Source organism: Luteibacter flocculans, assembly GCF_023612255.1.
Lineage (GTDB): Bacteria > Pseudomonadota > Gammaproteobacteria > Xanthomonadales > Rhodanobacteraceae > Luteibacter > Luteibacter flocculans.
This window is the reverse complement of sequence record NZ_CP063231.1, coordinates 1,674,970-1,696,386: the sequence shown is the minus strand read 5'-3', so window position 1 is coordinate 1,696,386 and position 21,417 is coordinate 1,674,970. Positions and strand designations below refer to the sequence as shown.

Sequence of the window (21,417 nt, the reverse complement as noted above, 5' to 3'; positions counted from 1 at the left end):
TTCATGACAATTTCTGTCAGCCTGAGAATCTTCAGCCAAGACCTCACTGCTGCTGACATCGTGGCTTCGCTTAGCCTCACACCAGCGAGACAATGGACCAAGGGCGAAATCAGAACAGCGCCTAGTGGTCGTGTGCTTGATGGCGTGTGGGAGAACACCTACGTGACGTTTCGACTTATGGATAGGCAGCGCATCGGGTTAGCAGATGCATTGTCATCTTGCGTGCGTCAGTTGAATCACCTCGCTTCTGCGTTGGGCAAGCTGAGGCAAAGCGGTGCGAAGACCGAGCTTTTTGTTGGGTGGTTCCTCGACAAGGACAGCGGCGACGCCCTACCAAGCAATTTGTTAGCGGCGTTGTCGAACCTCGGGTTGGATCTCTCGCTAGACGTTTACACGGCGGACACCCCCAGTAAGGCACATCCCTAGGGGGGAGCGAACTAAGTTGCGGTTTCGCTGCACGCTGCGAACCGCTCAGTACAACACCGCGCCGTGTTAAGGCCAGCCACCGGTGTCGGCGCAGGGGTGCGTCAAGGGTGTGGTTACCTGGGCAGTATTTTGACGCGGAGAGCGGGCTAAGCTACAACGTCAATCGCGATTACGAGGCCGTAAGCGGACGCTATGTTCAGAGCGATCCGCTAGGCTTGACCGGTGGCATCAGCACATACATTTACGCCAGTGGCAACCCGTTGACGTCGTTCGACGCGTCCGGGCTTACCGACTTGAATCTCTTCAAGCCGGGCTCGCCGCCGTCTACGACCTCAAAACCGGCTGGAGCTACATCAGCAGATCTCAGGCGAATGCCTACGGTGCTAATCTCCCAGCAGGGACGTCATCGCACCCATTTACCCGGTAGGTCATTAGATAGATGAATAAGCGTTCGATTGCTCGTCTCCTATGTCAACGTGTCGATGGCTTAGCGCATTCGGGGGGCTACTTTTTTCGCAAGGATTGCGACCTTGTCTTGCAAGGTTTTCTCCTGGAGTACCGGCCTCAAGGCATATATTTGTGGCGATTTCGTTTTCCACTTTTCGATGCGTTTGGTGAGAATCTTCTCTACAGCAGTCGCTTGGAGAATGATGGGTTTATTGCCAAGGATGAACTTGCTGACGAGCAAGTTGTTGAGCGAGTGTTGGCTCGGCCAGAGTTTGCCGAGGTACTGCGGCCCGGATCGCCGATGAGTTTGCATAGCTTCTTGCACTACTTAGAGGGCTCAGAGGCCATGCTGAATCCGCACGCCCACCTCGTGCTTGCTTCAGGATGGGTCCTTGCCAAGCAATTTACTCTGGCTAAAGAAATGCTCGAAGCGATGTTCAACGAGATGTTGGCTCGCCTGGGAAAGCGCGACGAAGAGCTAGGCCGAATTCTTCTTGGGCGCCTGAGGGAAGATCCAGATGCGGCGGTTGCTTTGTTGGAGGAAGTGGTCGAAAGGAACCGTCAGGCGTTTGGTATTGGGCCCCCACTGAGCCCTACCAAGTGAAGCTGTAACCAAGTATCACCCGATGCAGCGCACGGTCGCCTAGCCGAGCCATAGTTCCAATTTTTGATGGGGACGGCTTTGCATTAGTGGCACGGTCGCCGACGTCGATCGGAACTTATCTCCCCGATATCCCCATGCCGGCCCTGCATTGACCGGATCACTGTGTGGTGTAAGCGAAAAGGAAACGGCATAAGTGTGGGCACTCTAGACGATAGCGGCCGTAATAACTTGACCGAACTCTGATGGGTGAAAGTGATGCCTGACTATATGTATATCTCGCTCTCTCTCGGAAATACCACGACACCCCCGCGCGAGATTTCGGCGGCTACAGGTATAGAGCCATCGACCGCATTGCTTAAGGGCGAACGCGACCCAGTTCGCGTTCTTCCGAGATCGAACCTCTGGTCGATCGAGTCGATGAAGAGTCCCCAAGGATCTTTGGAAGCATGCTGGCAGGAGCTCGAACATAAACTCTTGCCACGCACCGACATATTTCGCCACTTTGCCGCCGAAGGATCTGCCGTGCTTACGATAGCAATTCAAGGCATGGATGGGCGAATCCCGTCCATCATGATTCCGCCTTCGATGTCACTTTTTGCGGGAACAATCGGCGCAGTTATCGACATTGATCATTTGCTCTCCGCGGACTAGTAGTACCGATCTACAGCATCGACTCAGCGCCACTAGATCGCTCCCAATAACATCGAACTTACCATGTGCTGGCTACATTTTTCGTGCGCAGGTCAATGGCAATATCAACGCTCGTCCAGGAAAACATATCGATGACTCAAAGTGAATCTACATTGATGCCCAACGATAGCTTCATCGTCTTCAAGGAACAGCGCTACTTGTCGTATTACGACGAGAAGTATTTTTATGCGTGGCTTGAATCCATCGAAGGAATCGCAAAAGTAAACGGAATATAGGCCGGCAATCTTCGCATTGACCTCAGCAGTCCATACCTGACGCGGACCGGGGCATTTGACCTCATTGCTCTCCTCACACGCTACAGCTATCCACTTCTCCCAATTCGAGACCATATCGCTCCTGAGGACCTTGGCTATTTCCAGCGGCCTGAGGCCCCATGGCACGAAAAGCTTTTTGGAAGCGAAGAAGGCATCACCAGTCTATAACCCGCCTAGTTAACATCTTCCTTCGATGCGAGTGTGTCTTCGTACCAGTGCACCCGAGAAGATCCTTTCGGAAAGCACCCTGGAGGCCAAAGAGGAAATCAGGAGGCTCGACGAAGCAAAGAGGGAAGCATTTCCGTTACCTGGTGAAGCGACCGCTCCCCGACCGGGCAGCGTCGGCGGGTGCGGGTTCGGCGCAGCATCAATGAATCGATGAAAGGTAATACGATTAACGAAACCGCTTTCGGGATAGAAACGTTGACCAGCTACCTACTTTTCGGGACGATTGCGGCCACACTGCTTTGCCTGTCTTTCTTCGTGGTTCGATTCCTTGTTGGTGGTGTCAAATACGCCCCCAAGGGAAGCACTGAATACGAGCGACTGACCATGGGGAATCCTCTGAATGCTTTATTCATCGACCGCTTGCTGACCAACGAAGGGCTGGCGCTTCGAAGATCCATGTGGAGATTCATAGGGGCAATTTGGATCGCATGTCTCATCTTGGTGAGTGTCATCGGCGTGGTCTGGCCAAAGCTCGCCTGAGCTTGATTAGCTCGTCAGCCAGGGACAGCTGGATCGCCCAGCTTTTCGTAGACAGCCAGACTCTGCGCGTAGCGCAGTTCGAACTATCCAGATCATCAACTTCCGGCGAGACGTGGCTGACTTAGATGTGGTGACCTTTCGTCGACGACGTTAACGGTGGCTCACCCAGGAGAACCATGGACTCTGACGATAGGCAGGTGAAACATGCCGTATTTTGAACGCTCTAGAGCCACCTTGCGTATCGCTGGCGACTTACTCGTGCCCGACAAGATCAGCTCAATGCTTGGGAGCGGCCCTACGCATTCTCAGCACATGGGCGATGAACTCGGCAACTCAACCGGGCGAGTGAGCATCGCCAGAACTGGCATGTGGAGGCTAACGGCCAGCGATCGAGAGCCAGAAGACCTGTGTGGACAGATTGATGAGATCCTAGGCAAGTTGTCATCAAACGAGCATCGCAACAGCATGCTTGTATCCATCAACCGACGTACGGCCGCGCATCAGCGAAACGATTTGGACCAGGGTTCGATGATCTATCGGCATTGAGGCGGCAAGGGATTGGACATGAACGACATCACCGCCAACTTTGTGCGGATGCCTGGACCTCTAAAGGTTCTGACGTTGCTCTCGCTGATGTCGGTGCTGCTGGTAGCTGCGACGATCATCCCAGGCGGCGCCGTTGTCGGTCACAGCAAGATCGAACTTAGGGACTGGTGGGTTAACGGGAGCGGACTCGTACTCGTTGCGGCGGTTGGCCTTTTTTTCAGCGCGGGAATCTTGTTGCTTCGAGCTCGGCGCCTCGGTCGGCTAGCCTATCTATCCGGCTTCGCGGGGTTCTACATCGCTGCTTATGCGATCGAAGGGATAAACGGCGTCAGCTACGCAAGTCGCCATCACTTCCTTGATCTCTTCTTTGCGACTGCACAGCTCGCAGCCCTGAGCGCTTATTTCTTCCTGAGCCGACGAGTCAGAAATTTCTTGGCTGGCTAGGCATGGCATGGGCCATAACCGATCCAGCGCCAACTACCACCGACAAGCCAATGACGGAGACGAAGTGATGGAGCACGCACAGCACGCTCGCCCCTTGTTTATAGGCGTGATCGCAGGCGCTGTGTCGCCTACCCTCTTGGCGACCCTCCTTGAATCGTCACCCGACAGGATCATGGTCCCACCGTTGCTAGTCGTTTTGGTCGCATTGCCCATCTCCCTGGCTGCATCGACGATCGTCGGGCTGCCTCTTGCTCTTTGGCTGCGATCCAAGGGACAGCTAACCGCGATCCGACTTTGCCTTGCTGGCGTGCTTGTCGGAGCCGTCGTTATGGCTGCCTTCAACTTTGAGATGAACTACTGGCCGCAGATGAAAGATCAGTCATTTGCCAAGCAGATTGCGTGGAACTCGGCGATCAGCGGAATTCTACCCGGTGCAGTCTTTGGCGCGATTTCATCCGTTGCGTTTTGCCTTGGCGCCGGGATAGCGATCCGACGTAGGAACAAAACGCCGACATGTATCTAGTTCTGATTTCTCGGTAAGCACGCATGAATCTGACTGCGCGCTCGCTTTCGCAGGATGGTTCAATGTGCCATCCATGCTCGTCACGGGACTTGTTTGCAGGCACGTCGCCCGTCGACGTTTCCCCGTCCAGCCCGATGCCATGGCCTAACGCGATGGCCCGCCTGTGGGAGCCGCCATGGCGGCGACGGGAGCTTGCAGGTGGGAGCCAGCCTGCTGGCGATGGGAACTTGCCTTGCAGCTACACCGCTTCGTTGGCTTTTCGCCACCAGGGTGGCTCCCACCGTTTGCTTCGTTGGGTAATCACCGCCACGGCGGCTCCCACAACATGACAAGCTTGGACCGACTCACTCCACGCCAACAAACCCACCGGTCTGATGCGCCCACAAGCGTGCGTACAGGCCACCGCGGGCGATCAGCTCGGAATGCGTACCGGTTTCCACGATGGCGCCGTGCTCCATCACCACCAGGCGATCCATCTTTGCGATGGTGGACAGGCGGTGGGCGATGGCGATCACCGTCTTGCCTTGCATGAGTGTTTCCAGGCTTTCCTGGATGGCTGCCTCGGCTTCGGAATCGAGGGCTGAGGTGGCCTCGTCGAGTACGAGGATCGGCGCGTCTTTCAACAGCACACGCGCGATGGCGATGCGTTGGCGCTGGCCGCCGGACAGCTTGACGCCGCGCTCGCCCGCATGGGCGTCGAACCCGGTGCGCCCTTCCCCGTCGGACAGGCCCGGAATGAATTCATCGGCGCGCGCCTGGCGCACGGCTGCCAGCAACTGCTCTTCCGTGGCATCGGGGCGGCCGTAGAGAAGGTTGTCGCGAATCGACCGATGCAGCAGCGACGTGTCCTGGGTGACCACACCGATGTTCGAGCGCAGCGATTCCTGCGTGACCCGCGCGATGTCCTGGCCATCGATGAAGATGTGGCCTTCTTCCAGGTCGTACAGCCGCAGCAGGACGTTGACCAGCGTGGACTTGCCGGCGCCGGACGGGCCGACGAGCCCGATCTTTTCGCCAGGCCGTACGATGAGGTCTAGCCCAGCGATGACGCCGCCGGCCTTGCCGTAGTGGAAATGGATGTCGTCGAAGCGGATCTCGCCGCGGGTCACGTGTAGCGGCACCGCGTCGTCGCGATCGACCACCGTACGCTCCTGCGCCAGCGTGGTGATGCCGTCCTGCACCGTGCCCACGTCTTCGAAGATGCCGTTCACCACCCACATGATCCAACCGGACATGTTGTTGATGCGAATCACCAGGCCCACCGCGAGTGCCACTTGCCCGGTGGAGACGTTGCCGCGTGTCCATAGCCACAGGGCGAGCGCACTCGTGCCTGCGATAAGGAGGCCGTTGAGCGTGGTGATCGACACATCCATGCCGGTGACCATGCGGCTCGACGAACGGAGCTTGTCGGTCTGCTCGCGCATGGCTTCCTGGGCATAGGCTTCCTCGCGGTGCGTATGCGCGAAGAGCTTCAACGTCATCACGTTGCTGTAGCCGTCGACGATGCGCCCCATGAGCTTGGAGCGTGCTTCGGACGCCTTCCACGAACGCTCTTTCACCCGCGGCACGAAGTACACCAGCATGCCGACGTAACCGGCGATCCACAGCAGCAGCGGCACGGCCAGGCGAAAATCGGCCTTGGCGAACAGATAGACGGACGTGCCTGCATACACGGTCACGTACCACAGGGCATCCACTACCTGCACGGCGGATTGGCGCAGCGAGGGCGCCGTCTGCATGATGCGATTGGCGATGCGGCCGGCAAAATCGTTCTGGAAGAACGACAGGCTCTGCTTCAGCACGTAGCGATGATGCTGCCAGCGCACCATGTTGGTCATGCCGGGGTTGAGCGTCTGGTTCACCAGCAGGTCGTGCAAGCCGATGAACAACGGCCGCAGCACCACGACCACGAAGGCCATCCAGGTCAGCGTCTGCCAATGGGTCTGGAAGAAGATGGCGGCTGGCGTCTTCTGCGCCATATCCACTGCGCGCCCGAGGAAGTCGAACAACGCGACTTCGACCAGCGCTACCGCAAGGCCCACCAGCAGGGCCGCGGCGAAGATCTTCCATACCTGGCCGAGGTAGTACGCGTAGAAGCGCACGACGCCCTTCGGCGGCGCACGGTCAGGCGCCTCGCGGAAGATGTCGATGAGGGATTCGAACCAGCGGAAGATCATGGCGGCATTGTAGGCCAACCGTCGTGACCCCGCTGCGACGAAGCCCTAGCGAACGGCCGCCGTGCGCCGGCCCAGCGCCCTGTCCAAGGTCACGAAGCCCAACCCGAGGACCAGGAACAGCAGCCCCACCAGTGCCGCATTGAGCAGCACCGTGGGATAGCCGAGGCGATTCACGTCCATGAAGGGGTACGGATATTCATGCACGATGGCACCGCGCAGGAACGTCCAGACCGCGAACAGCAACGGAAAGCCCAGCCAGCGCAGGGCGTCGCGCCAGACCAGCGTGCCGTGCGGCAGCAGCACCGCCCACCAGAACACGTACAGCGCCGGCACCACGTAATGCAATGAACGGTCGGCCACGAGTTGCGGGCCCAACGGATGCCACAGCGATTGCAGCAACGTGGCGTAGATCGCGCAGGTCACCGTGATGGAAAGCGCCGCCAGCCCGCGCACGCGCGGTCCCCGCAGGAACCGCAACGGTGCCCAGTTGCCGCCGGTCGCTGCAGCCGCGGCGACCAGGGCCACGAGCAGGTTGGAGAGAATCGTGAAGAAGCTGAAGTAGCGTACCGTCACCTCGCCCAGCGGACCGGACCATACGGTCAGCCAGTACTGCAGCAAGAGGGTCGGCCATGCCACCGCGGCAACCACGACGGCGAACAGGTTGGACACAGCGGCGCGTGGCGGCATCGAGCGCACCTCAGCGGGGCCAGGCATTGTTCGAGCGGTCGCGGTCGGGAATGACGTGATCGGGATCGATCTCGGCACGCACGATGCGCCGATCGCCCGGCACGCTTACGTCGAAACTCCGATGCTGCTGCCAGGTCTCTACCGGGACGCGAATGTCCTTGGTCGACTTGTCGTCGAAGGTGACGCGCAAGGTCGCAGGCATCACCAGCTGGTCGCGGTTCTCCACAGTCACCGACGACCCGTCGATCTTCGTCACTGCCATGTCCAGTTGCCAGTTGTTGGCATACCAGCCGCGCCAGAACCACGAAAGATCCTCGCCGGCCTCGCTCTCCATCAGGCGGAAGAAATCCGACGGTGTCGGATGCTTGTACGCCCAAGTAGCGATGTACTTGCGGAAGGCGGGATCGAAACGCTCGGGGCCGATGATCTGCTCGCGCAGCAGCACGAGGCCCAGCGCTGCCTTGAAATAGGTCGCGGGATGGCGATAGGTCTCCTTGACCATGTCGGCACCCATGAGCAACGGCGGCGCGTTCGGATCGGCGAGCAAGGGCAGAATCTCGTCGACCGGATTGCCGCCCTTGGGCGCGTACTCGCCGTCGCGCTTCGGCGCGAACTCGCCATGATGGAAGGCGTCGGCTTCGTACACGTCGATGAAGGTATTGAAGCCCTCGTCCATCCACGCATTGCGGCGCTCGTCGCTGCCCACGATCATCGGGAACCAGGTGTGGCCGATCTCGTGCGCGGTCACCATGTGCAAGGCCTTCGCCGGCGCCTTCATCGGATCGAAGACGATGCCGGGATATTCCATGCCGCTGGCCGCGGAGCCCGCCTCGTTGATCGCCACGGGGTACGGATACGGGTACCACTTCGAGGAGAAGTGCTCCACCGATGCCTTGAGATATTCGGTCGAGCGGCCCCAGCTTTTCTCACCCACACTTTCCACCGGGTACACGGACATCGCCAGCGCCTTGCGGCCCTCCGGCAGGTTGATCCGCGCGGCATCCCACACGTACGCCGTCGATGCGCCGAAGGCCACGTCGCGCGTGTTCTTCATGCGGAACTTCCAGGTCAACGTACCGCCGGTCTTGGGACGGCTCGCGGGATCGGTGACCTCGGCAGGCGTGCGGATCATCACCGTGCTATCGCTCTCGCGGGCCTTCGCGAGGCGCTCGCGCTGCGTCGCCGTCAATACGTCATCGGGGTTCACCAGCTCGCCCGAGCCGGCCACGATCATGTTCGAGGGCACCGTGATGGCGTAGTCGAAGTCGCCATATTCCAGATAGAACTCGCTGTTGAGATACGGCGCCGTGTCCCAGCCACGTAGGTCGTCGTACACGCACATGCGCGGGTACCACTGCGCCATCTCATAGATGTTGCCGTTCTTCGACGGTGCGAATCCGGTGCGGCCGCCGAAGTCGCCCGGCAGATCGTAGGAATATACGATCGTGAGGGTGACCTTGCCGCCGTGTGCGGCCAGCGGTTCGGGCAGGCGAACCTGCATGCGCGTGTCGCTGACCACGTACTCGGCTCGCTTATCGCCCTGCCCGACCGTGACCGAGGCGATGCGATAACCGTCGGTGTGACGCTTTTCGGTCTTGCCGGCGGTGAAGTTGCCGCGCGCGTCGGCCGTGAATCGGTTCTCGTCCAGTTGCAGCCAGAGCACGTCCAGCGCGTCGGGGCTGTTGTTGGTGTAGTGGATGGTGGCCTTGCCACTCAGCGTGTTCTTGACCGGATCGAGCGTGGCCGCGAGGTCGTAGTCCGCTCTGTTCTGCCAGAACATCGGCCCCGGCATGCCGCTGCCCGAGCGGTAGGCGTTCACCGGCTGGGGATACGTAAACGGGGCGAAGGTCTCGCGCGGATCGTAGTTTGCTGCGGTGGCGCCCAGCGTGCCTGCGAGGGCGATAGCGGCGAGGCACAGTCGAGCGACGTTTTTCATCGGGCACACTCTTGGGGCGACCCAAGAGCGTAACCGCCCGAGGTGGCTGGACTCCAGCCTGCCGTAAGTCAGGTCAGCGGATGTCGACCTTTCGGTTCTCGCCCACGTGAGGCGTCTGGCCCGTGATGCGAGCTTTCAGATAATCGAAGGCAAGCACCATTTTCGACGACGGCGCATCCCAGTACTCCGCGGTGTCCACGTCGACGCGAAGCAGGGCCAGATCGGGATCGTCCTTGCCATCCGGGAACCAGGTCTTGATCCACTCGTTCCAATGCGCCTCGATCGCCGCGCGATCCTCCACGAGGTTTGCCACACCGGAAAGCGAAACGTAACTGTTGTCGCTGGCGCTGGCATAGGCCACGTTGACCTGTCGGTGTCCTTCGACTTCAGCCACCTTGGGCGAGCTCTTTCGGGTGAAGAACCAGAGGCTGCCGTCAAAGCCCTTCTGCGACGCAACCATGGGGCGGCTGTAGAGCCGGCCGTCGCGCTCGCTGGTCAGCATGGCCACGCGGGCGTCCTTGATCAGCGACCAGATCTTCTCTTTCTCGTCCTGGCGGGTATCGCTCATGAGTGATCTCCGGCGTTTGAAATAGAGCCAGACGGTCCCATGCCACCGCTCAACATGCCGTCAATCCCGTGCATTCACGGGCAGACATCATGCTCACATGGCACTATTGCAGGGGTCACCCGGAGCCGGAGCATGGCGGATGGCATCGGGGCCCCGTCCCGTCATCCGTACGTATACCTTGCATCCGGCGTGGGTATCCGCATATTCCCCACGTTGCACACATCGAGGACCACACGCATGAAAATCGGTTTGATCGGACTGGGCCGCATGGGCGGCAATATCGCCCGCCGCCTGATGAGGGACGGCCACCAGACCGTGGTCTACGACAACAATCCCGACGCCCGCGCCGCGCTGGCGAAGGACGGCGGCGAAGCGGTCGATTCGCTGGAAGCCATGGTCAAGGCGCTGCCCTCGCCGCGCGCGATCTGGGTCATGCTGCCGGCCGGTGAGATCACCGAGAAAACGATTCAGACGCTGTCGGGCCTGTTGAGCAAGGACGACATCGTCATCGATGGTGGCAATACGTTCTACAAGGACGACGCGCGCCGTGCCGAGGAACTCGCTGCCAAGGGTATGCACTATGTGGACGTCGGCACGTCCGGCGGCGTGTGGGGCCTGGAGCGCGGCTACTGCATGATGATCGGCGGCGACAAGGCCACGGTCGATCACCTCGACCCGATCTTCAAGACGCTGGCCCCTGGCGCAGGCGACATTCCGCGCACCGAAGGCCGCGAAGGTCGCGATCCGCGCGTGGAAAATGGCTACATGCACGCCGGTCCGGCGGGCGCAGGCCATTTCGTCAAGATGATCCACAACGGCATCGAGTACGGCATGATGCAGTCGTTCGCGGAAGGCTTCGACATCCTGAAGAACCGCAACGCAGCTCACCTGCCGGAACGCGAGCGCTACGAGCTCGATATGGCCGACATCGCGGAAGTCTGGCGTCGCGGCAGCGTCGTGTCGTCCTGGCTGCTCGACCTGACCGCCAGCGCGCTGGCGAAGGGCCCCGAACTCGACAATTACTCGGGTTACGTCGACGACTCCGGCGAAGGCCGCTGGACGGTGAACGCTGCCATCGAACAGGCCGTGCCTGCCGAAGTGCTCACCTCCGCCCTCTTCGCACGTTTCCGCTCGCGCCAGGACCACACCTATGCCGAGCGCCTGCTGTCCGCGATGCGCATGGGCTTCGGTGGTCATATCGAAGGCCGCGGCAAGCCGCCGACGGAAGGCGAGCACTCCTGATCGACAGGAAGCGTCACTTTATATCGTGACCGAAAGGAGCCGCCCAAGGGCGGCTCCTTTTTTGTTCCTCCCACATGTCGCGGACAGCACATGTGGGAGCCGCTATAGCAGCGAGAAGCCAGACGAGCAACGGTGGGAGCCGTGAAGAATCTTTTTTATGGCTCGCCCGTTCCATCCAGCTCGCGCAGGCGCTCGCGCCAGCGTTCGGGTGTCTGCGGCTTTACGAACAGCGCCACGATCGGCAGCCTGGCTTCCTTCGTCCGCGCTTCGATCGTCCGCACGCACTCCTCGATTTCCACCGTGGTCAGACGATCGTCGAACGCCGCCGACACCGCGACCAGCACCTGGTCCGGTCCCATCTGCACGGTGAGCATGCCGTTCACTGCTTCCACGCCCTTTACCTTGCCCGCAATACTGCAGACCTGCGCCAGCAATTTGGGTTGCGCCGGTTCGCCAATGAGCAAGGCCTTGCTTTCGCGCGCCAGCATGATCGACGCCAGTGCGAGCACCACGGCGATGCCGATCGAGGCCCAGCCATCGATGCGCGGGTCGCCTAGCGCATGCGACAGGTACACACCGAGCGCGGCGATGGCGAGACCGAGCAGTGCCGCGCTGTCCTCGAACAACACGGAGAACGTCGTGGGATCCTTGGTCGTGCGAAACGCCTCGAAGTAGCTCAGCTTGCCTTTGCGACGCTGCACGCTTTTCAGCGAGAGCCACCACGACGCACCTTCGAATACCGCACCCACCGCCAGCACGATGTAGTTCAGCGTCGGATCGCGCAGCGGTTCGGGCGAAAGAATGTGATTTACGCCCTCGTACAGCGAAAAGCCTGCACCCAGCGCGAGCACCAGCAGCGCGACAATGAAGCTCCAGAAATACAGTTCACGCCCGAAGCCCAAGGGGTTGTCGCGATCCGGCGGGCGTTGCGAGCGGCGCAGGCCGTGCAGCAGCAACACCTCGTTGATGCTGTCCACGAGGGAATGCACGCCTTCGGACAGCATGGCGGAACTGCCGCTTATGGCGGCGGCGATGAACTTCGCCACGGCAATACCGACATTGGCGGCCAGCGCGGCATAGACAACGAGACGTGGGCTGTGGGCCATGGTGTATTCCTTGATTGGTCCCAAAGGTAACAGTCGCGCTGTGTCGTCAAAAGCAAAAAGGCCGCGCTTTGCAGCGCGGCCTTCTCGTTTGCAGAATCCTGACGCGAATTACTTCGCGAACAGGTGTTCCACGCCGGCGCGCTCTTCGCGCAGTTCCTTGTTCGTCGCATCGATGCGAGCCTGCGAGAACGCATTGATGTTCAGGCCCTGCACGATGGCGTACTTGCCATCCTTCACCGTTACCGGGTAACCGAAGATCACGCCCGGCTCGATGCCGTACGAACCATCGGACGGAATGCCCATGGAGACCCAGTCGCCCTCGGCGGTGCCGAGCGCCCAGTCGCGCATGTGGTCGATGGCCGCGGAAGCAGCCGAAGCGGCCGACGAGGCGCCACGCGCCTTGATGATCGCCGCGCCGCGCTGCTGCACGGTCGGGATGAAGGTGTCGGCGTACCAGGTCTGGTCGACCTGCTCCAGCGCCGGCTTGCCGTTCACGGTGGTCTCGTGCAGGTCCGGGTACTGCGTGGAGCTGTGGTTGCCCCAGATGGTGACCTTGCGGATGTCCGTGGTATGCGCACCGGTCTTCTCGGCGAGCTGCGACAGCGCGCGGTTGTGGTCGAGGCGGACCATGGCGGTGAAGCACTTCGGATCGAGGTCCGGTGCATTCTGCTGCGCGATCAGCGCATTGGTGTTGGCCGGGTTGCCGACGACCAGCACGCGCACATTGCGCTTGGCGTGATCGTTCAGTGCCTTACCCTGCGGGCCGAAGATGGCGCCGTTGGCTTCGAGCAGATCCTTGCGCTCCATGCCCGGACCACGCGGACGCGCGCCGACGAGCAGCGCATAGTCCACGTCCTTGAAGGCGACGTTGACGTCATCGGTGGCGACCACGCCAGCGAGCGTCGGGAACGCGCAATCGTTGAGTTCCATCACCACGCCCTGTAGCGCAGGCAGCGCCGGGGTGATTTCGAGCAGGTGCAGGATCACCGGCTGGTCCGGACCCAGCATGTCGCCGGCGGCGATACGGAACAGGAGGGCATAACCGATCTGGCCGGCTGCGCCGGTGACGGCAACGCGAACGGGTGCTTTCATCTTTCGACTCCTTGGAATATCGCTTGGACTGACGATCAGGTGAGCTCGGCGAAGAACTCGACGATGCGGGCCATGCCCTTGTCGAGCGCCTCGTCCGGGCAGGAATAGGAAATGCGCAGCGCGCGCGGCTCGCCGAACGCGGAGCCCGGCACGCAGGCGACGCCCTTGGCTTCGAGCAGTGCGGCGCAGAAATCGACGTCGGACGTGATCGCCACGCCGTTGTGCTGCTTGCCGAAGGCGACCGAGATATCGGGGAACGCATAGAACGCGCCCTGCGGACGCGGGCAGACCACGCCGGGAATGGAGACCAACGCGTTGTAGACGCGATCGCGCTTCGCCGCGAATTCCGCGCACTTGGCGGCGGGGATGTCCTGCGGACCGGCGAGCGCTGCGACGGCCGCCGCACTGACGACTTCCGGCAGGCTGGTGATGTGATTGGAATTGAGCGTGGTGACGGCAAGCGCCACCGCTTCCGGCGCGGCGATGAAGCCCACGCGCCAGCCCGGCATGCCGTAGGTCTTCGACAGCGAGTCGACGAAGATCACGCGGTCCTTCAACTCCGGGCGCACGTGCACGAAGTTGTGGTAACCCACGCCGTCGAACACCATCGTGTTGTAGATGTCGTCGGTGATGACCCAGGTGTCCGGGTACTTTGCGATCACGTCGGCCAGCGCGGCGATTTCATCGCGCGTATAGACCATGCCGGTCGGGTTGGACGGGTTGTTGAACAGGAACACGCGCGGCTTGCGTGCCAGTGCGGCGTCGAGCTGAGCCGGGGTGAGCTTGTAGTGCTGCTCGGGCGGGCACGGCAGGATATTGATCCGAGCGCCGACGATTTCCGCGATATCGAGATAGCTGGTCCAGTACGGCGCGGGGAAAGCGATTTCATCGCCCTCGTCGAGCAGCGCTTCGGCCAGGTTGTAGAGCACCTGCTTGGCGCCGACGCCGGTGGTGACGTTGGCGCGGGTGTAGCCGGTGAGACCAAGCGCCGCGATGTGCGCGAGGAAGGCGTCGATCAGTGCGTCGGGGCCGCGGTTGCTGCCGTACTGGCCGGAATCCTTCGCCAGGGCCTCGCGGGCCGCGGCATACACGTGCTCGCCGGGGAGGAAGTTCGGTACGCCGATCGAAAAACTGACGATGTCCCGTCCTTCGGCCTTGAGGCGCTTGGCCTTCTCGGCAATGACCATGATCGCGCTGGGCTTGGCGCGGCCGATACGCTTGGCGAGCTGCGGCATCGTTTCCTCGGGAGGGAGCGGGACAAAGGCCGCTATTTTAACACGGCCCCGGCGCCGGAATGGTCACCGGCGGGAGCCGCGTTGGCGGCTCCCGCACGGTCGGCTCCTCACGAGACGGACGACGCGCCTTGGCGCGCATCCAATACCTCGTTCCACTTCTTGACGTTGTCGACCTGCTTTTCCAGCAGCGCATCGACGTCGCCTTCGACGATCACCTTCTCGATCGTGTCGCCCTGGCGGATCGCGTCGACCACCTTCTGGTCGTCGGCACCGAGCACTTCGCCGAACACGCTGTGCTTGCCGTCGAGCCAGGGCGTCGGGCCGTGCGTGACGAAGAACTGCGAACCGTTGGTGCCCGGGCCAGCATTGGCCATGGAGAGGACGCCCGGCTTGTCGTGCTTCAGGCTCGGGCTGAACTCGTCGCCGAACTTGTAACCCGGACCGCCGCGGCCCGAGCCCTCCGGGCAACCGCCCTGGACCATGAAGTCGGCGATGACGCGATGAAACGACAGGCCGTCGTAATAGCCGCGCTTGGCCAGATTGACGAAGTTAGCCACCGTAACCGGGGTCTTGTCGTCGTGCAGGCGCAGGTGAATGTCGCCCTTGTTCGTCTTCATGGTGACGTTGATGGTCATCGCGATTCCTGTAACTCGTTGAAATGCGGCACGGTCGCAGCGCTGGACCGCCCCGGGGGACTGCAAAGGCTACCGAAGATGGCGCCCGAGTCCCAGGAGTTCAAGCGGTTGCGTGTGACGAAGGACTCAACGTTCCGGCAAGGCGAGCATGGCGGCGTCCAGGGCTCCCGCGCCGCGGGGGCGCGTATCGCGCACGGCGGCGTCTTCCGGCAATGGCCTGCCGTCGGCCAGGTGCGCCCATGCGCGGTCGAGCGCTACGTAGCCGAACGGCAGCAGCGGCGCATGGCGGTCGCCGAAGTCGGGAAAGGCCAGGAAGGCGTCGAAATGCTGGGCGTACGGCACCTTCCAGAACACGGGAGAGCGGCCCGAGGCGCGCAGCCACTTCACGTACGGATCGGAGCTGAAAGCGACGGGGATCAAGCCGTCCTGCGCCCCGTGGACCACGAGGATGGGCAGGTCCACGCGCGGCAAGGCCGCCGCCGTAGCGTCCACGGCATCGCGGAGCCGGCGCGCGTCGTCGCCCTGGCCCGTCCACAGCTCGCGCAGGCAGAGGTTGCCGGGCAAGGCCGGGTCGGGTGAAAAGTCGGTCCCACCAGCAAGCACCACGCCGGCCCCGGGCGGCACGCCCGAGCCATCAGACCACCATGCGGCGCGAATGGCAGCATCGACGCCCGTGGCGATTCCCGCGATCTGCGCACGATAAGAGAACCCGCAAGGCATGGCGCCCGCCGGTCGCTTCAGATACGCGGATGCATACGCCGCGGTGACGGCGCGCCACAGATCCAGCGACGTGGACGAGGCGGCGACGGCCAGCGCGTCGTCCTGCCAGCCGGACGCACGCAGCATGGCCAGAGCCTCCGCGGCCTGCGCGCCGGGCATCACGGCGGACAGGCGACCGTGTGCGCGCAACGACGCACAGCGGATCGCCCATGCCGGCGGCGCCACATGAGCCACACGGGCGAACGGCACGCCATCGAACTCAGGCGCTGCGAGGGCGCACGGCAACAGCAGCGCCGCCTCGGTGGCGTAGTCATAGAACGGCCGGCCGCGACCGGCCACGTGGATGTTCGGTTCCAGGGCGACCACGGCGGCGAGGATGCCTTCGCTGTCGTCGCCTGCGGCACGCAGCACCGCGCCGCCGCCGTTGGAAAGACCGGTAGCGATGATGCGCGTGTTCGCGGGCGTGAACGGCGCTTCGTTCGGAAAGGCGCGGTCGAGCATGGCGAGCCCGAAGCGCGCTGCCTGCAACACGTGGCGGCCCCAATCGGCCTCCGGGTTGTCGCCCGAGTGCGCGTGCTTCACCGCGATGCCAGCGTCGGCTGCAACACCAACAGGCTCGAATTCCAGGGGCGCCTCGCCGGCTTTGGCGCGCGTACCGTCCAGCCGGACGCCCGTGCCTTCGGCGGTATCGAAATAACCTGCGCCGGTGCCCTTGTCCGTATAGGCGACCGCGCAACCGCGCGGAAGACCCCAGCCGCCAGCCAGCGCGATGGCGCCGTAGATGCCGCGGGAACCGGACGACGCCGTGACCACCAGGCAGCGCCGGGTGCGATCGAAGTCGTCGGGCACCTGGACCAGTACACGGTGAGGCGCATGCGCGCCCGGGAGCGTCGCGAACGCGGTGAACTCGCGCCCCGGCACTGCCGGCACTGCGCCATACACGGTACCGAAGCCGCCCAGCGGACCGAGATCGGCGATGCCCTTCCAACTGCTCTGAATCGCGCGACGACGCAGTTCCGCGGGCGTGGGCGCCGACGGGTTGGCGAAGGCGCTGGGCATGCCGGCGAGACCGCGCAGGCCCAGACCGGCGCTCAGCAGGTCGTCGCCATGGCGATGCTCGGTAACGCGGACATCGCCGAAATGGTCAGGTGCAGACATGGAGCCTTTCCTCGTGGCGGGCGCCGTCGCGCAGGACAGCACACCGAACGAAAAGGCGGCGACGACGGCCAGGGGGAAGATGCGTGACATCGGTGCACGATAGCAAGCGCACCGCCGCCCGCCATCGTACGAAAGGGCAGCACGATCCGCGCGCACTCGACGCGGCGGCGATACACGGCTACCGTCGCGGGCGATGAATCGCATCCTCGTTGCCGACGACCATCCTCTCTTCCGCGCGGCCTTGCGCCAGGCGGCGGCTGCCGCTGTGCCCGATGCCGAGGTCGGCGACGTTGCGGACCTCGACAGCCTGCTCGGCGCACTCGCCGCCGCGCCCGATACCGATCTCGTGCTGCTCGACCTGCGCATGCCAGGCAGTCGCGGCCTCTCCGGCCTCGCCGCCTTGCGCGGCCAGTTTCCTGGCGTGGCCGTGCTGGTGGTGTCCGCGCACGACGAACCCTCGGTGGTGCGCCGTGTGCTCGCCCATGGTGCCGCCGGCTTCCTGCCCAAGAGCGCCGATCCGTCGGCCATCGCCGAGGCCGTGCGCAGCGTGCTGGAAGAGGGTCACTGGCTGCCGACGGGTTGGGCGGAAGCGGTGGCTGCCCTGCCCGCCGATGCCGGCGACGCGCAACTCGCCGCGAAACTCTCACGGCTGACGGAGCAGCAGTTCCGCGTGCTTTCCATGCTCGCGGAAGGTCTGCTCAACAAGCAGATCGCCGATCGCCTCGGCGTGCAGGAACGCACGGTAAAAGCGCACGTGACCGCGATCTTCGAAAAGCTGGAAGTGCGCAATCGCACGCAGGCGGGTGTGCTGCTGCGCTCACTGGACCTCGGCAGCAACGAACCCTGACGGTCCGCGCGCGGGTTAGGAAGGTTCGCGGCGTGCGACCAGCCGCTGCATCGCCTGGCGCAGTGCCAGCGGCTTCAGCGGCTTGTACAGCACGCTTCCTCCCGCTTCCTGCAAGCGCGCACGCAGGTCCGCGTCGCGGTCGGCGGTGACGAAGATGGACGGCACGTCCCCGTAGCGCTCACGCAGCACCGCGAGCGCATCGAGCCCCGTTCGCCCGCCGTCAAGGTGGTAATCGAGCATCATAAGGTCGGGAGTCTGTGCGTCCCCCTGCGGCGAGCGCAGTGCATCCACGGTCCAACCGAGACTACGCAGAAGACTCGCGGTCGCCGCCAGGGCGACGGGATCGTTGTCGATCACGATCGCATGACCGGTAGGCACCGCCAGCGGCGCTGGCAGCGCAGTCGGTGTGGCACGACCCCTCGGAGCCACCGGCACACTGACCTCGAATACCGAGCCGCGCCCCGGCCACGAGCGAAGCCCCAGCGGATGGGCAAGCAACGCGGCCGTGCGCTCGGCGATGGCAAGACCGAGGCCAAGCCCCTGCCCGGCTGCCGACTCACCACGTCGAAACGCTTCGAAGATCACGTCGTGCTCGGATGCCGCAATGCCCGGCCCCGTATCCCACACCTCGATCCGCACGTTGCCATCGACACGCCGGCAACCGAGCAGCACGCGCCCGCCCTCGGCGTAGCGCAAGGCATTGGCGAGGAAGTTCTGCACGACGCGGCGCAGAAGCTGCGGGTCTGTGCGCACCCAGATCCGGGTCGGTACGCAGTGAAAGCGTATACCGCGCTCCGCCGCGAGCGCGCGCCCTTCCGCGGCCAGCGGCCCCAGCACCTCCGTAAGCGCCACGTCCGCGATTCGCGGTGACAACCGCCCGCCTTCGAGCCGCGCGATATCGAGCAGGCCTGCCAGCAAGTCCTCCGTGGCGGTCAACGCGCCATCGAGATGCCGCGCCGTGTCTGCGTCGCCATGGCCGGTACGCAAGGCGTGCGCAAAGAGCTGCGCCGCATGCAGCGGTTGCAGCAGATCGTGGCTCACCGCGGTGAGGAAGTGGCTCTTCGCCTCGTTCGCCTGACGCGCTTCGGCGGTGGCTCGCTGCAGTTCGACGGTGCGTTCGGCCACGCGCAGTTCCAGCGTTTCGTTCGCGCGAATCAGTTCCTCCTCCGTTTCGCGGAACGAGGTCACGTCAGTGAAGGTGGCGACGTAGCCGCCGCCCGGCATGGGATTGCCGCGGATTTCCACGACGGTGCCATCAGGAAAACGTCGCTCCGCGAGATGCGGTGAACCGGAGCGCATCCAGGCCATGCGTCGCGCCACCCGCGCATCGACGTCACCGGGACCGATGAGGCCGCCCGCTATGTTGTGGCGAACGAGGTCCGCCGCGGGGCGTCCCACACGAAGCATGTCGGCCGGATAACCGAACAGATCGGCATACGGCCGATTCCATGCCACCAGGCGCAATTCGGCGTCCACGACGCAGATGCCCTGACTCATCGTCTCCAGCGCGGCTTCGAGGACGCGCTGGTTGAAGCGCAGATCTTCCGTGGCTTCACCCACGATGGCGGCCACGGTATCGAGTTCGTCCTGGCGCTGGCGATGCACGACTTGCAGCAACAGACGCGCCGAGCCTGCACCTATCACCGCCGCCAGCTCGTGCTCCACCAGTGCTGCGAGTGCGCTGCCTGCTGCGCCGCGCGGCGCGGCATCCGCAAAGAGCGCGTCCACGCGATCGACCGGCAGGAAACGTGCGGCGAGTGCACGCAGATCGCCCGCATCTACGCCACCGAGTTCCGCCGAAGGCTGCGTGGCTCGGCCGTAGCGCGACGACGCTACGAGCGCGACGGTCGCGAGATTCGCGCCGATGCCGAGCACGACCGCGCGGCCGATGCGACTCCAGTCGTCGAGACCGAGGAGCCGGTCGGGGGCGAGCCAGCCGATGCCGAAGGGGCCTTCGGCCACCCAGCTCGGGGCCGGCGTCACCAGCGCTGGCAACACCACGTACATCCAGACCAGCGTGCCGACGGCGAGTCCGGCACCCACGGCGCGCGCTCCGGTTCGTGGCCGGTACACGGCCAACAGCAGTGCAGGCGCTAGACCGGCGAGTGCGGAGAACGAGATACCACCGATATCGGCCAGCGCATCGTTGCCCGCCAGCATGCGGCTATACGCCCAGGCGAGCAGGATCACGCCCACGATGGCGAGGCGACGCTGATTGATGACCTGGCCGCGTAGATCGCCACGCTCGTCGCGGCCCCAGCCACCGAGCACGCGCACCGGCGCGATGAAATGGTTGACGACCATGAGGCTCAATGCGAGCGTCGCGACCACCACCATGCTCGTCGCGGCGGAAAGACCGCCGAGGAAGGCAAGCAAGGCAAGCCCTCCCTGCTCGCGCGACAACGGCAGCGCCAGCACGTAGAGATCCGAAGGCACGCCGAGCGGCGCCAGCGTCGCATCGCCCAGCCGCGCCAGCGGCAGAATGGGCAGCGATATGAGCAGCATGTAGAGCGGGAACAACCAGCGCGCCGTCGCCACATGGCGGACATCGCGACACTCGACCATGCCGGCATGGAACTGGTGCGGCAACGTGAACATCGCCAGCGCACCGAGCAGGATCAATGCCGGGAAGCCACTCGCGTCGCGCGGCATCGCTGCGACGCGCGCCATGGCCTCGGGGTCAGGGCCCGGGCCAAGCAGCAGGCTCCCCAGCGCAAGCATGGCACCGAGCTTGAACAACGACTCGAAGGCCATCGCCAGCACCAGCCCGCGGTTGTGCGCCATGGCCGAGGCTCGACGCGTACCGAACAGCATGGCGAACGCGGCCATCAACAAGGCGACGTAGAGTGCGCTGTCCTGCCATGCGGGTGCCTCTGCATCTCGGCCGCGTGCAAGCAGGCCATAGCTCATCGCCACGGCCTTCAACTGCAATGCAAGATAGGGAACGATGCCGATCAGCATCACCACGGTGACGAGCGCCGCCAGCCCCCGATGGCGGCCTAGCCGTGCGGAAACGAGATCGGCGACCGAGCCGGCGTTGTAATCGCGCGCCATGACGACCAGGCGTCGGAGCACCCCGACCGCCAGGGCGTACATGAGGATGGCGCCGATGAAGGTCGGCGGCAGCCACCAGCCGGAGCGCGATGCCTGGGTCACCGTGCCGTAGAACGTCCACGACGTGCAGTGGATCGCCAGCGAGAGCGCATAGACGATCGCCCATCGGCGTTCGAGGAACGCGGGGCGCCGCTCGCCGAACAGCGCCACTGCAAACAGCATGCACAACCACAGTCCGGCGGCGGTCGTGACGAGCCAGGGGCTCACGAGAGGGCTCCGTGTTCAGGCCCGTGACGG

19 protein-coding genes are annotated in these 21,417 nt (G+C 63.5%); 9 read left to right on the top strand and 10 right to left on the bottom strand.

Translation table 11 applies throughout. From position 1 onward, the window contains the following. Positions 1-3 precede the first annotated feature (3 nt). The 7 genes from IM816_RS07105 to IM816_RS07080 all read left to right on the top strand — a co-directional run bounded on the left by IM816_RS07105 (position 4) and on the right by IM816_RS07080 (position 4,140). Entirely contained in the window at positions 4-426 is a 423-nt protein-coding gene (locus IM816_RS07105) for a DUF4279 domain-containing protein (protein ID WP_250340342.1), read from the top strand. A 107-nt stretch (positions 427-533) separates the two neighbouring features. Further along, positions 534-869, top strand: coding sequence for an RHS repeat-associated core domain-containing protein (locus IM816_RS07100; RefSeq protein WP_250340341.1), 336 nt, complete (start codon positions 534-536; stop codon positions 867-869). Beyond that, complete coding sequence (locus IM816_RS07095) at positions 866-1,477, top strand: hypothetical protein (RefSeq protein WP_250340340.1); 612 nt, start codon at positions 866-868, stop codon at positions 1,475-1,477. The genes IM816_RS07100 and IM816_RS07095 overlap by 4 nt, the downstream gene beginning before the upstream one ends. Positions 1,478-1,732: 255 nt before the next feature. Further along, the gene (locus IM816_RS07090; protein ID WP_250340339.1) at positions 1,733-2,128 is read left to right on the top strand and encodes a DUF4279 domain-containing protein; all 396 of its coding nucleotides are present in this window, start codon (positions 1,733-1,735) and stop codon (positions 2,126-2,128) included. 692 nt (positions 2,129-2,820) lie between these two features. After that, complete coding sequence (locus IM816_RS07085) at positions 2,821-3,150, top strand: hypothetical protein (protein ID WP_250340338.1); 330 nt, start codon at positions 2,821-2,823, stop codon at positions 3,148-3,150. Between the two features lie 204 nt (positions 3,151-3,354). After that, entirely contained in the window at positions 3,355-3,696 is a 342-nt protein-coding gene (locus IM816_RS18850) for a DUF4279 domain-containing protein (RefSeq protein ID WP_425602619.1), read from the top strand. Between the two features lie 18 nt (positions 3,697-3,714). Beyond that, complete coding sequence (locus IM816_RS07080) at positions 3,715-4,140, top strand: hypothetical protein (protein ID WP_250340337.1); 426 nt, start codon at positions 3,715-3,717, stop codon at positions 4,138-4,140. 867 nt (positions 4,141-5,007) lie between these two features. Here the strand turns inward: IM816_RS07080 and IM816_RS07075 are convergent. From IM816_RS07075 to IM816_RS07060, 4 genes are all read right to left on the bottom strand, one after another. Next, complete coding sequence (locus IM816_RS07075) at positions 5,008-6,840, bottom strand: ABC transporter ATP-binding protein (protein ID WP_305884077.1); 1,833 nt, start codon at positions 6,838-6,840, stop codon at positions 5,008-5,010. A 45-nt stretch (positions 6,841-6,885) separates the two neighbouring features. Then, a complete protein-coding gene (locus IM816_RS07070; RefSeq protein WP_250340336.1) occupies positions 6,886-7,527 on the bottom strand; it encodes a Pr6Pr family membrane protein in 642 nt (213 codons plus the stop codon). Between the two features lie 10 nt (positions 7,528-7,537). Continuing rightward, on the bottom strand, positions 7,538-9,463 hold the full coding sequence (locus IM816_RS07065; protein ID WP_250340335.1) for a M1 family metallopeptidase: 1,926 nt from the start codon (positions 9,461-9,463) through the stop codon (positions 7,538-7,540). Between the two features lie 73 nt (positions 9,464-9,536). Next, positions 9,537-10,031, bottom strand: a complete 495-nt coding sequence (locus IM816_RS07060; RefSeq protein ID WP_250340334.1) for a pyridoxamine 5'-phosphate oxidase family protein — start codon at positions 10,029-10,031, stop codon at positions 9,537-9,539. Between the two features lie 237 nt (positions 10,032-10,268). Here IM816_RS07060 and gnd point away from each other — a divergent pair, with 237 nt between their 5' ends. Then, on the top strand, positions 10,269-11,273 hold the full coding sequence (gene gnd, locus IM816_RS07055) for a phosphogluconate dehydrogenase (NAD(+)-dependent, decarboxylating) (protein WP_250340333.1): 1,005 nt from the start codon (positions 10,269-10,271) through the stop codon (positions 11,271-11,273). Between the two features lie 155 nt (positions 11,274-11,428). Here gnd and IM816_RS07050 read toward each other — a convergent pair whose 3' ends face one another. From IM816_RS07050 to IM816_RS07030, 5 genes are all read right to left on the bottom strand, one after another. Continuing rightward, complete coding sequence (locus tag IM816_RS07050) at positions 11,429-12,379, bottom strand: cation diffusion facilitator family transporter (protein ID WP_250340332.1); 951 nt, start codon at positions 12,377-12,379, stop codon at positions 11,429-11,431. Positions 12,380-12,487: 108 nt separating this feature from the next. Beyond that, entirely contained in the window at positions 12,488-13,471 is a 984-nt protein-coding gene (locus IM816_RS07045) for a malate dehydrogenase (protein ID WP_072320643.1), read from the bottom strand. 35 nt (positions 13,472-13,506) lie between these two features. After that, entirely contained in the window at positions 13,507-14,706 is a 1,200-nt protein-coding gene (locus IM816_RS07040) for an aminotransferase class I/II-fold pyridoxal phosphate-dependent enzyme (RefSeq protein ID WP_072320642.1), read from the bottom strand. Positions 14,707-14,813: 107 nt separating this feature from the next. Continuing rightward, positions 14,814-15,341 (bottom strand): peptidylprolyl isomerase, encoded by a 528-nt coding sequence (locus IM816_RS07035; protein WP_072320641.1) that lies wholly within the window; start codon positions 15,339-15,341, stop codon positions 14,814-14,816. 126 nt (positions 15,342-15,467) lie between these two features. Beyond that, a complete protein-coding gene (locus IM816_RS07030) occupies positions 15,468-17,219 on the bottom strand; it encodes a D-(-)-3-hydroxybutyrate oligomer hydrolase (protein ID WP_250340331.1) in 1,752 nt (583 codons plus the stop codon). 193 nt (positions 17,220-17,412) lie between these two features. On the opposite strand from IM816_RS07030, the gene IM816_RS07025 reads away from it, so the two are divergent. Next, complete coding sequence (locus IM816_RS07025; RefSeq protein ID WP_250340330.1) at positions 17,413-18,066, top strand: response regulator transcription factor; 654 nt, start codon at positions 17,413-17,415, stop codon at positions 18,064-18,066. A 15-nt stretch (positions 18,067-18,081) separates the two neighbouring features. On the opposite strand, the gene IM816_RS07020 is transcribed toward IM816_RS07025, so the two are convergent. After that, a complete protein-coding gene (locus tag IM816_RS07020; protein WP_250340710.1) occupies positions 18,082-21,342 on the bottom strand; it encodes a hybrid sensor histidine kinase/response regulator in 3,261 nt (1,086 codons plus the stop codon). Positions 21,343-21,417 lie beyond the last annotated feature (75 nt).

Bases quoted from the DNA above. Each gene is read 5' to 3' on its own strand.
- IM816_RS07030 (WP_250340331.1), bottom strand. From the start codon at position 17,219: ATGTCTGCACCTGACCATTTCGGCGATGTCCGCGTTACCGAGCATCGC.
- IM816_RS07050 (WP_250340332.1), bottom strand. From the start codon at position 12,379: ATGGCCCACAGCCCACGTCTCGTTGTCTATGCCGCGCTGGCCGCCAAT.
- IM816_RS07040 (WP_072320642.1), bottom strand. From the start codon at position 14,706: ATGCCGCAGCTCGCCAAGCGTATCGGCCGCGCCAAGCCCAGCGCGATC.
- IM816_RS07095 (WP_250340340.1), top strand. From the start codon at position 866: ATGAATAAGCGTTCGATTGCTCGTCTCCTATGTCAACGTGTCGATGGC.
- IM816_RS07105 (WP_250340342.1), top strand. From the start codon at position 4: ATGACAATTTCTGTCAGCCTGAGAATCTTCAGCCAAGACCTCACTGCT.
- IM816_RS07090 (WP_250340339.1), top strand. From the start codon at position 1,733: ATGCCTGACTATATGTATATCTCGCTCTCTCTCGGAAATACCACGACA.
- gnd (WP_250340333.1), top strand. From the start codon at position 10,269: ATGAAAATCGGTTTGATCGGACTGGGCCGCATGGGCGGCAATATCGCC.
- IM816_RS07070 (WP_250340336.1), bottom strand. From the start codon at position 7,527: ATGCCGCCACGCGCCGCTGTGTCCAACCTGTTCGCCGTCGTGGTTGCC.
- IM816_RS07080 (WP_250340337.1), top strand. From the start codon at position 3,715: ATGAACGACATCACCGCCAACTTTGTGCGGATGCCTGGACCTCTAAAG.
- IM816_RS07085 (WP_250340338.1), top strand. From the start codon at position 2,821: ATGAAAGGTAATACGATTAACGAAACCGCTTTCGGGATAGAAACGTTG.
- IM816_RS18850 (WP_425602619.1), top strand. From the start codon at position 3,355: ATGCCGTATTTTGAACGCTCTAGAGCCACCTTGCGTATCGCTGGCGAC.
- IM816_RS07045 (WP_072320643.1), bottom strand. From the start codon at position 13,471: ATGAAAGCACCCGTTCGCGTTGCCGTCACCGGCGCAGCCGGCCAGATC.
- IM816_RS07025 (WP_250340330.1), top strand. From the start codon at position 17,413: ATGAATCGCATCCTCGTTGCCGACGACCATCCTCTCTTCCGCGCGGCC.
- IM816_RS07035 (WP_072320641.1), bottom strand. From the start codon at position 15,341: ATGACCATCAACGTCACCATGAAGACGAACAAGGGCGACATTCACCTG.
- IM816_RS07020 (WP_250340710.1), bottom strand. From the start codon at position 21,342: ATGCTGTTTGCAGTGGCGCTGTTCGGCGAGCGGCGCCCCGCGTTCCTC.
- IM816_RS07075 (WP_305884077.1), bottom strand. From the start codon at position 6,840: ATGATCTTCCGCTGGTTCGAATCCCTCATCGACATCTTCCGCGAGGCG.
- IM816_RS07060 (WP_250340334.1), bottom strand. From the start codon at position 10,031: ATGAGCGATACCCGCCAGGACGAGAAAGAGAAGATCTGGTCGCTGATC.
- IM816_RS07065 (WP_250340335.1), bottom strand. From the start codon at position 9,463: ATGAAAAACGTCGCTCGACTGTGCCTCGCCGCTATCGCCCTCGCAGGC.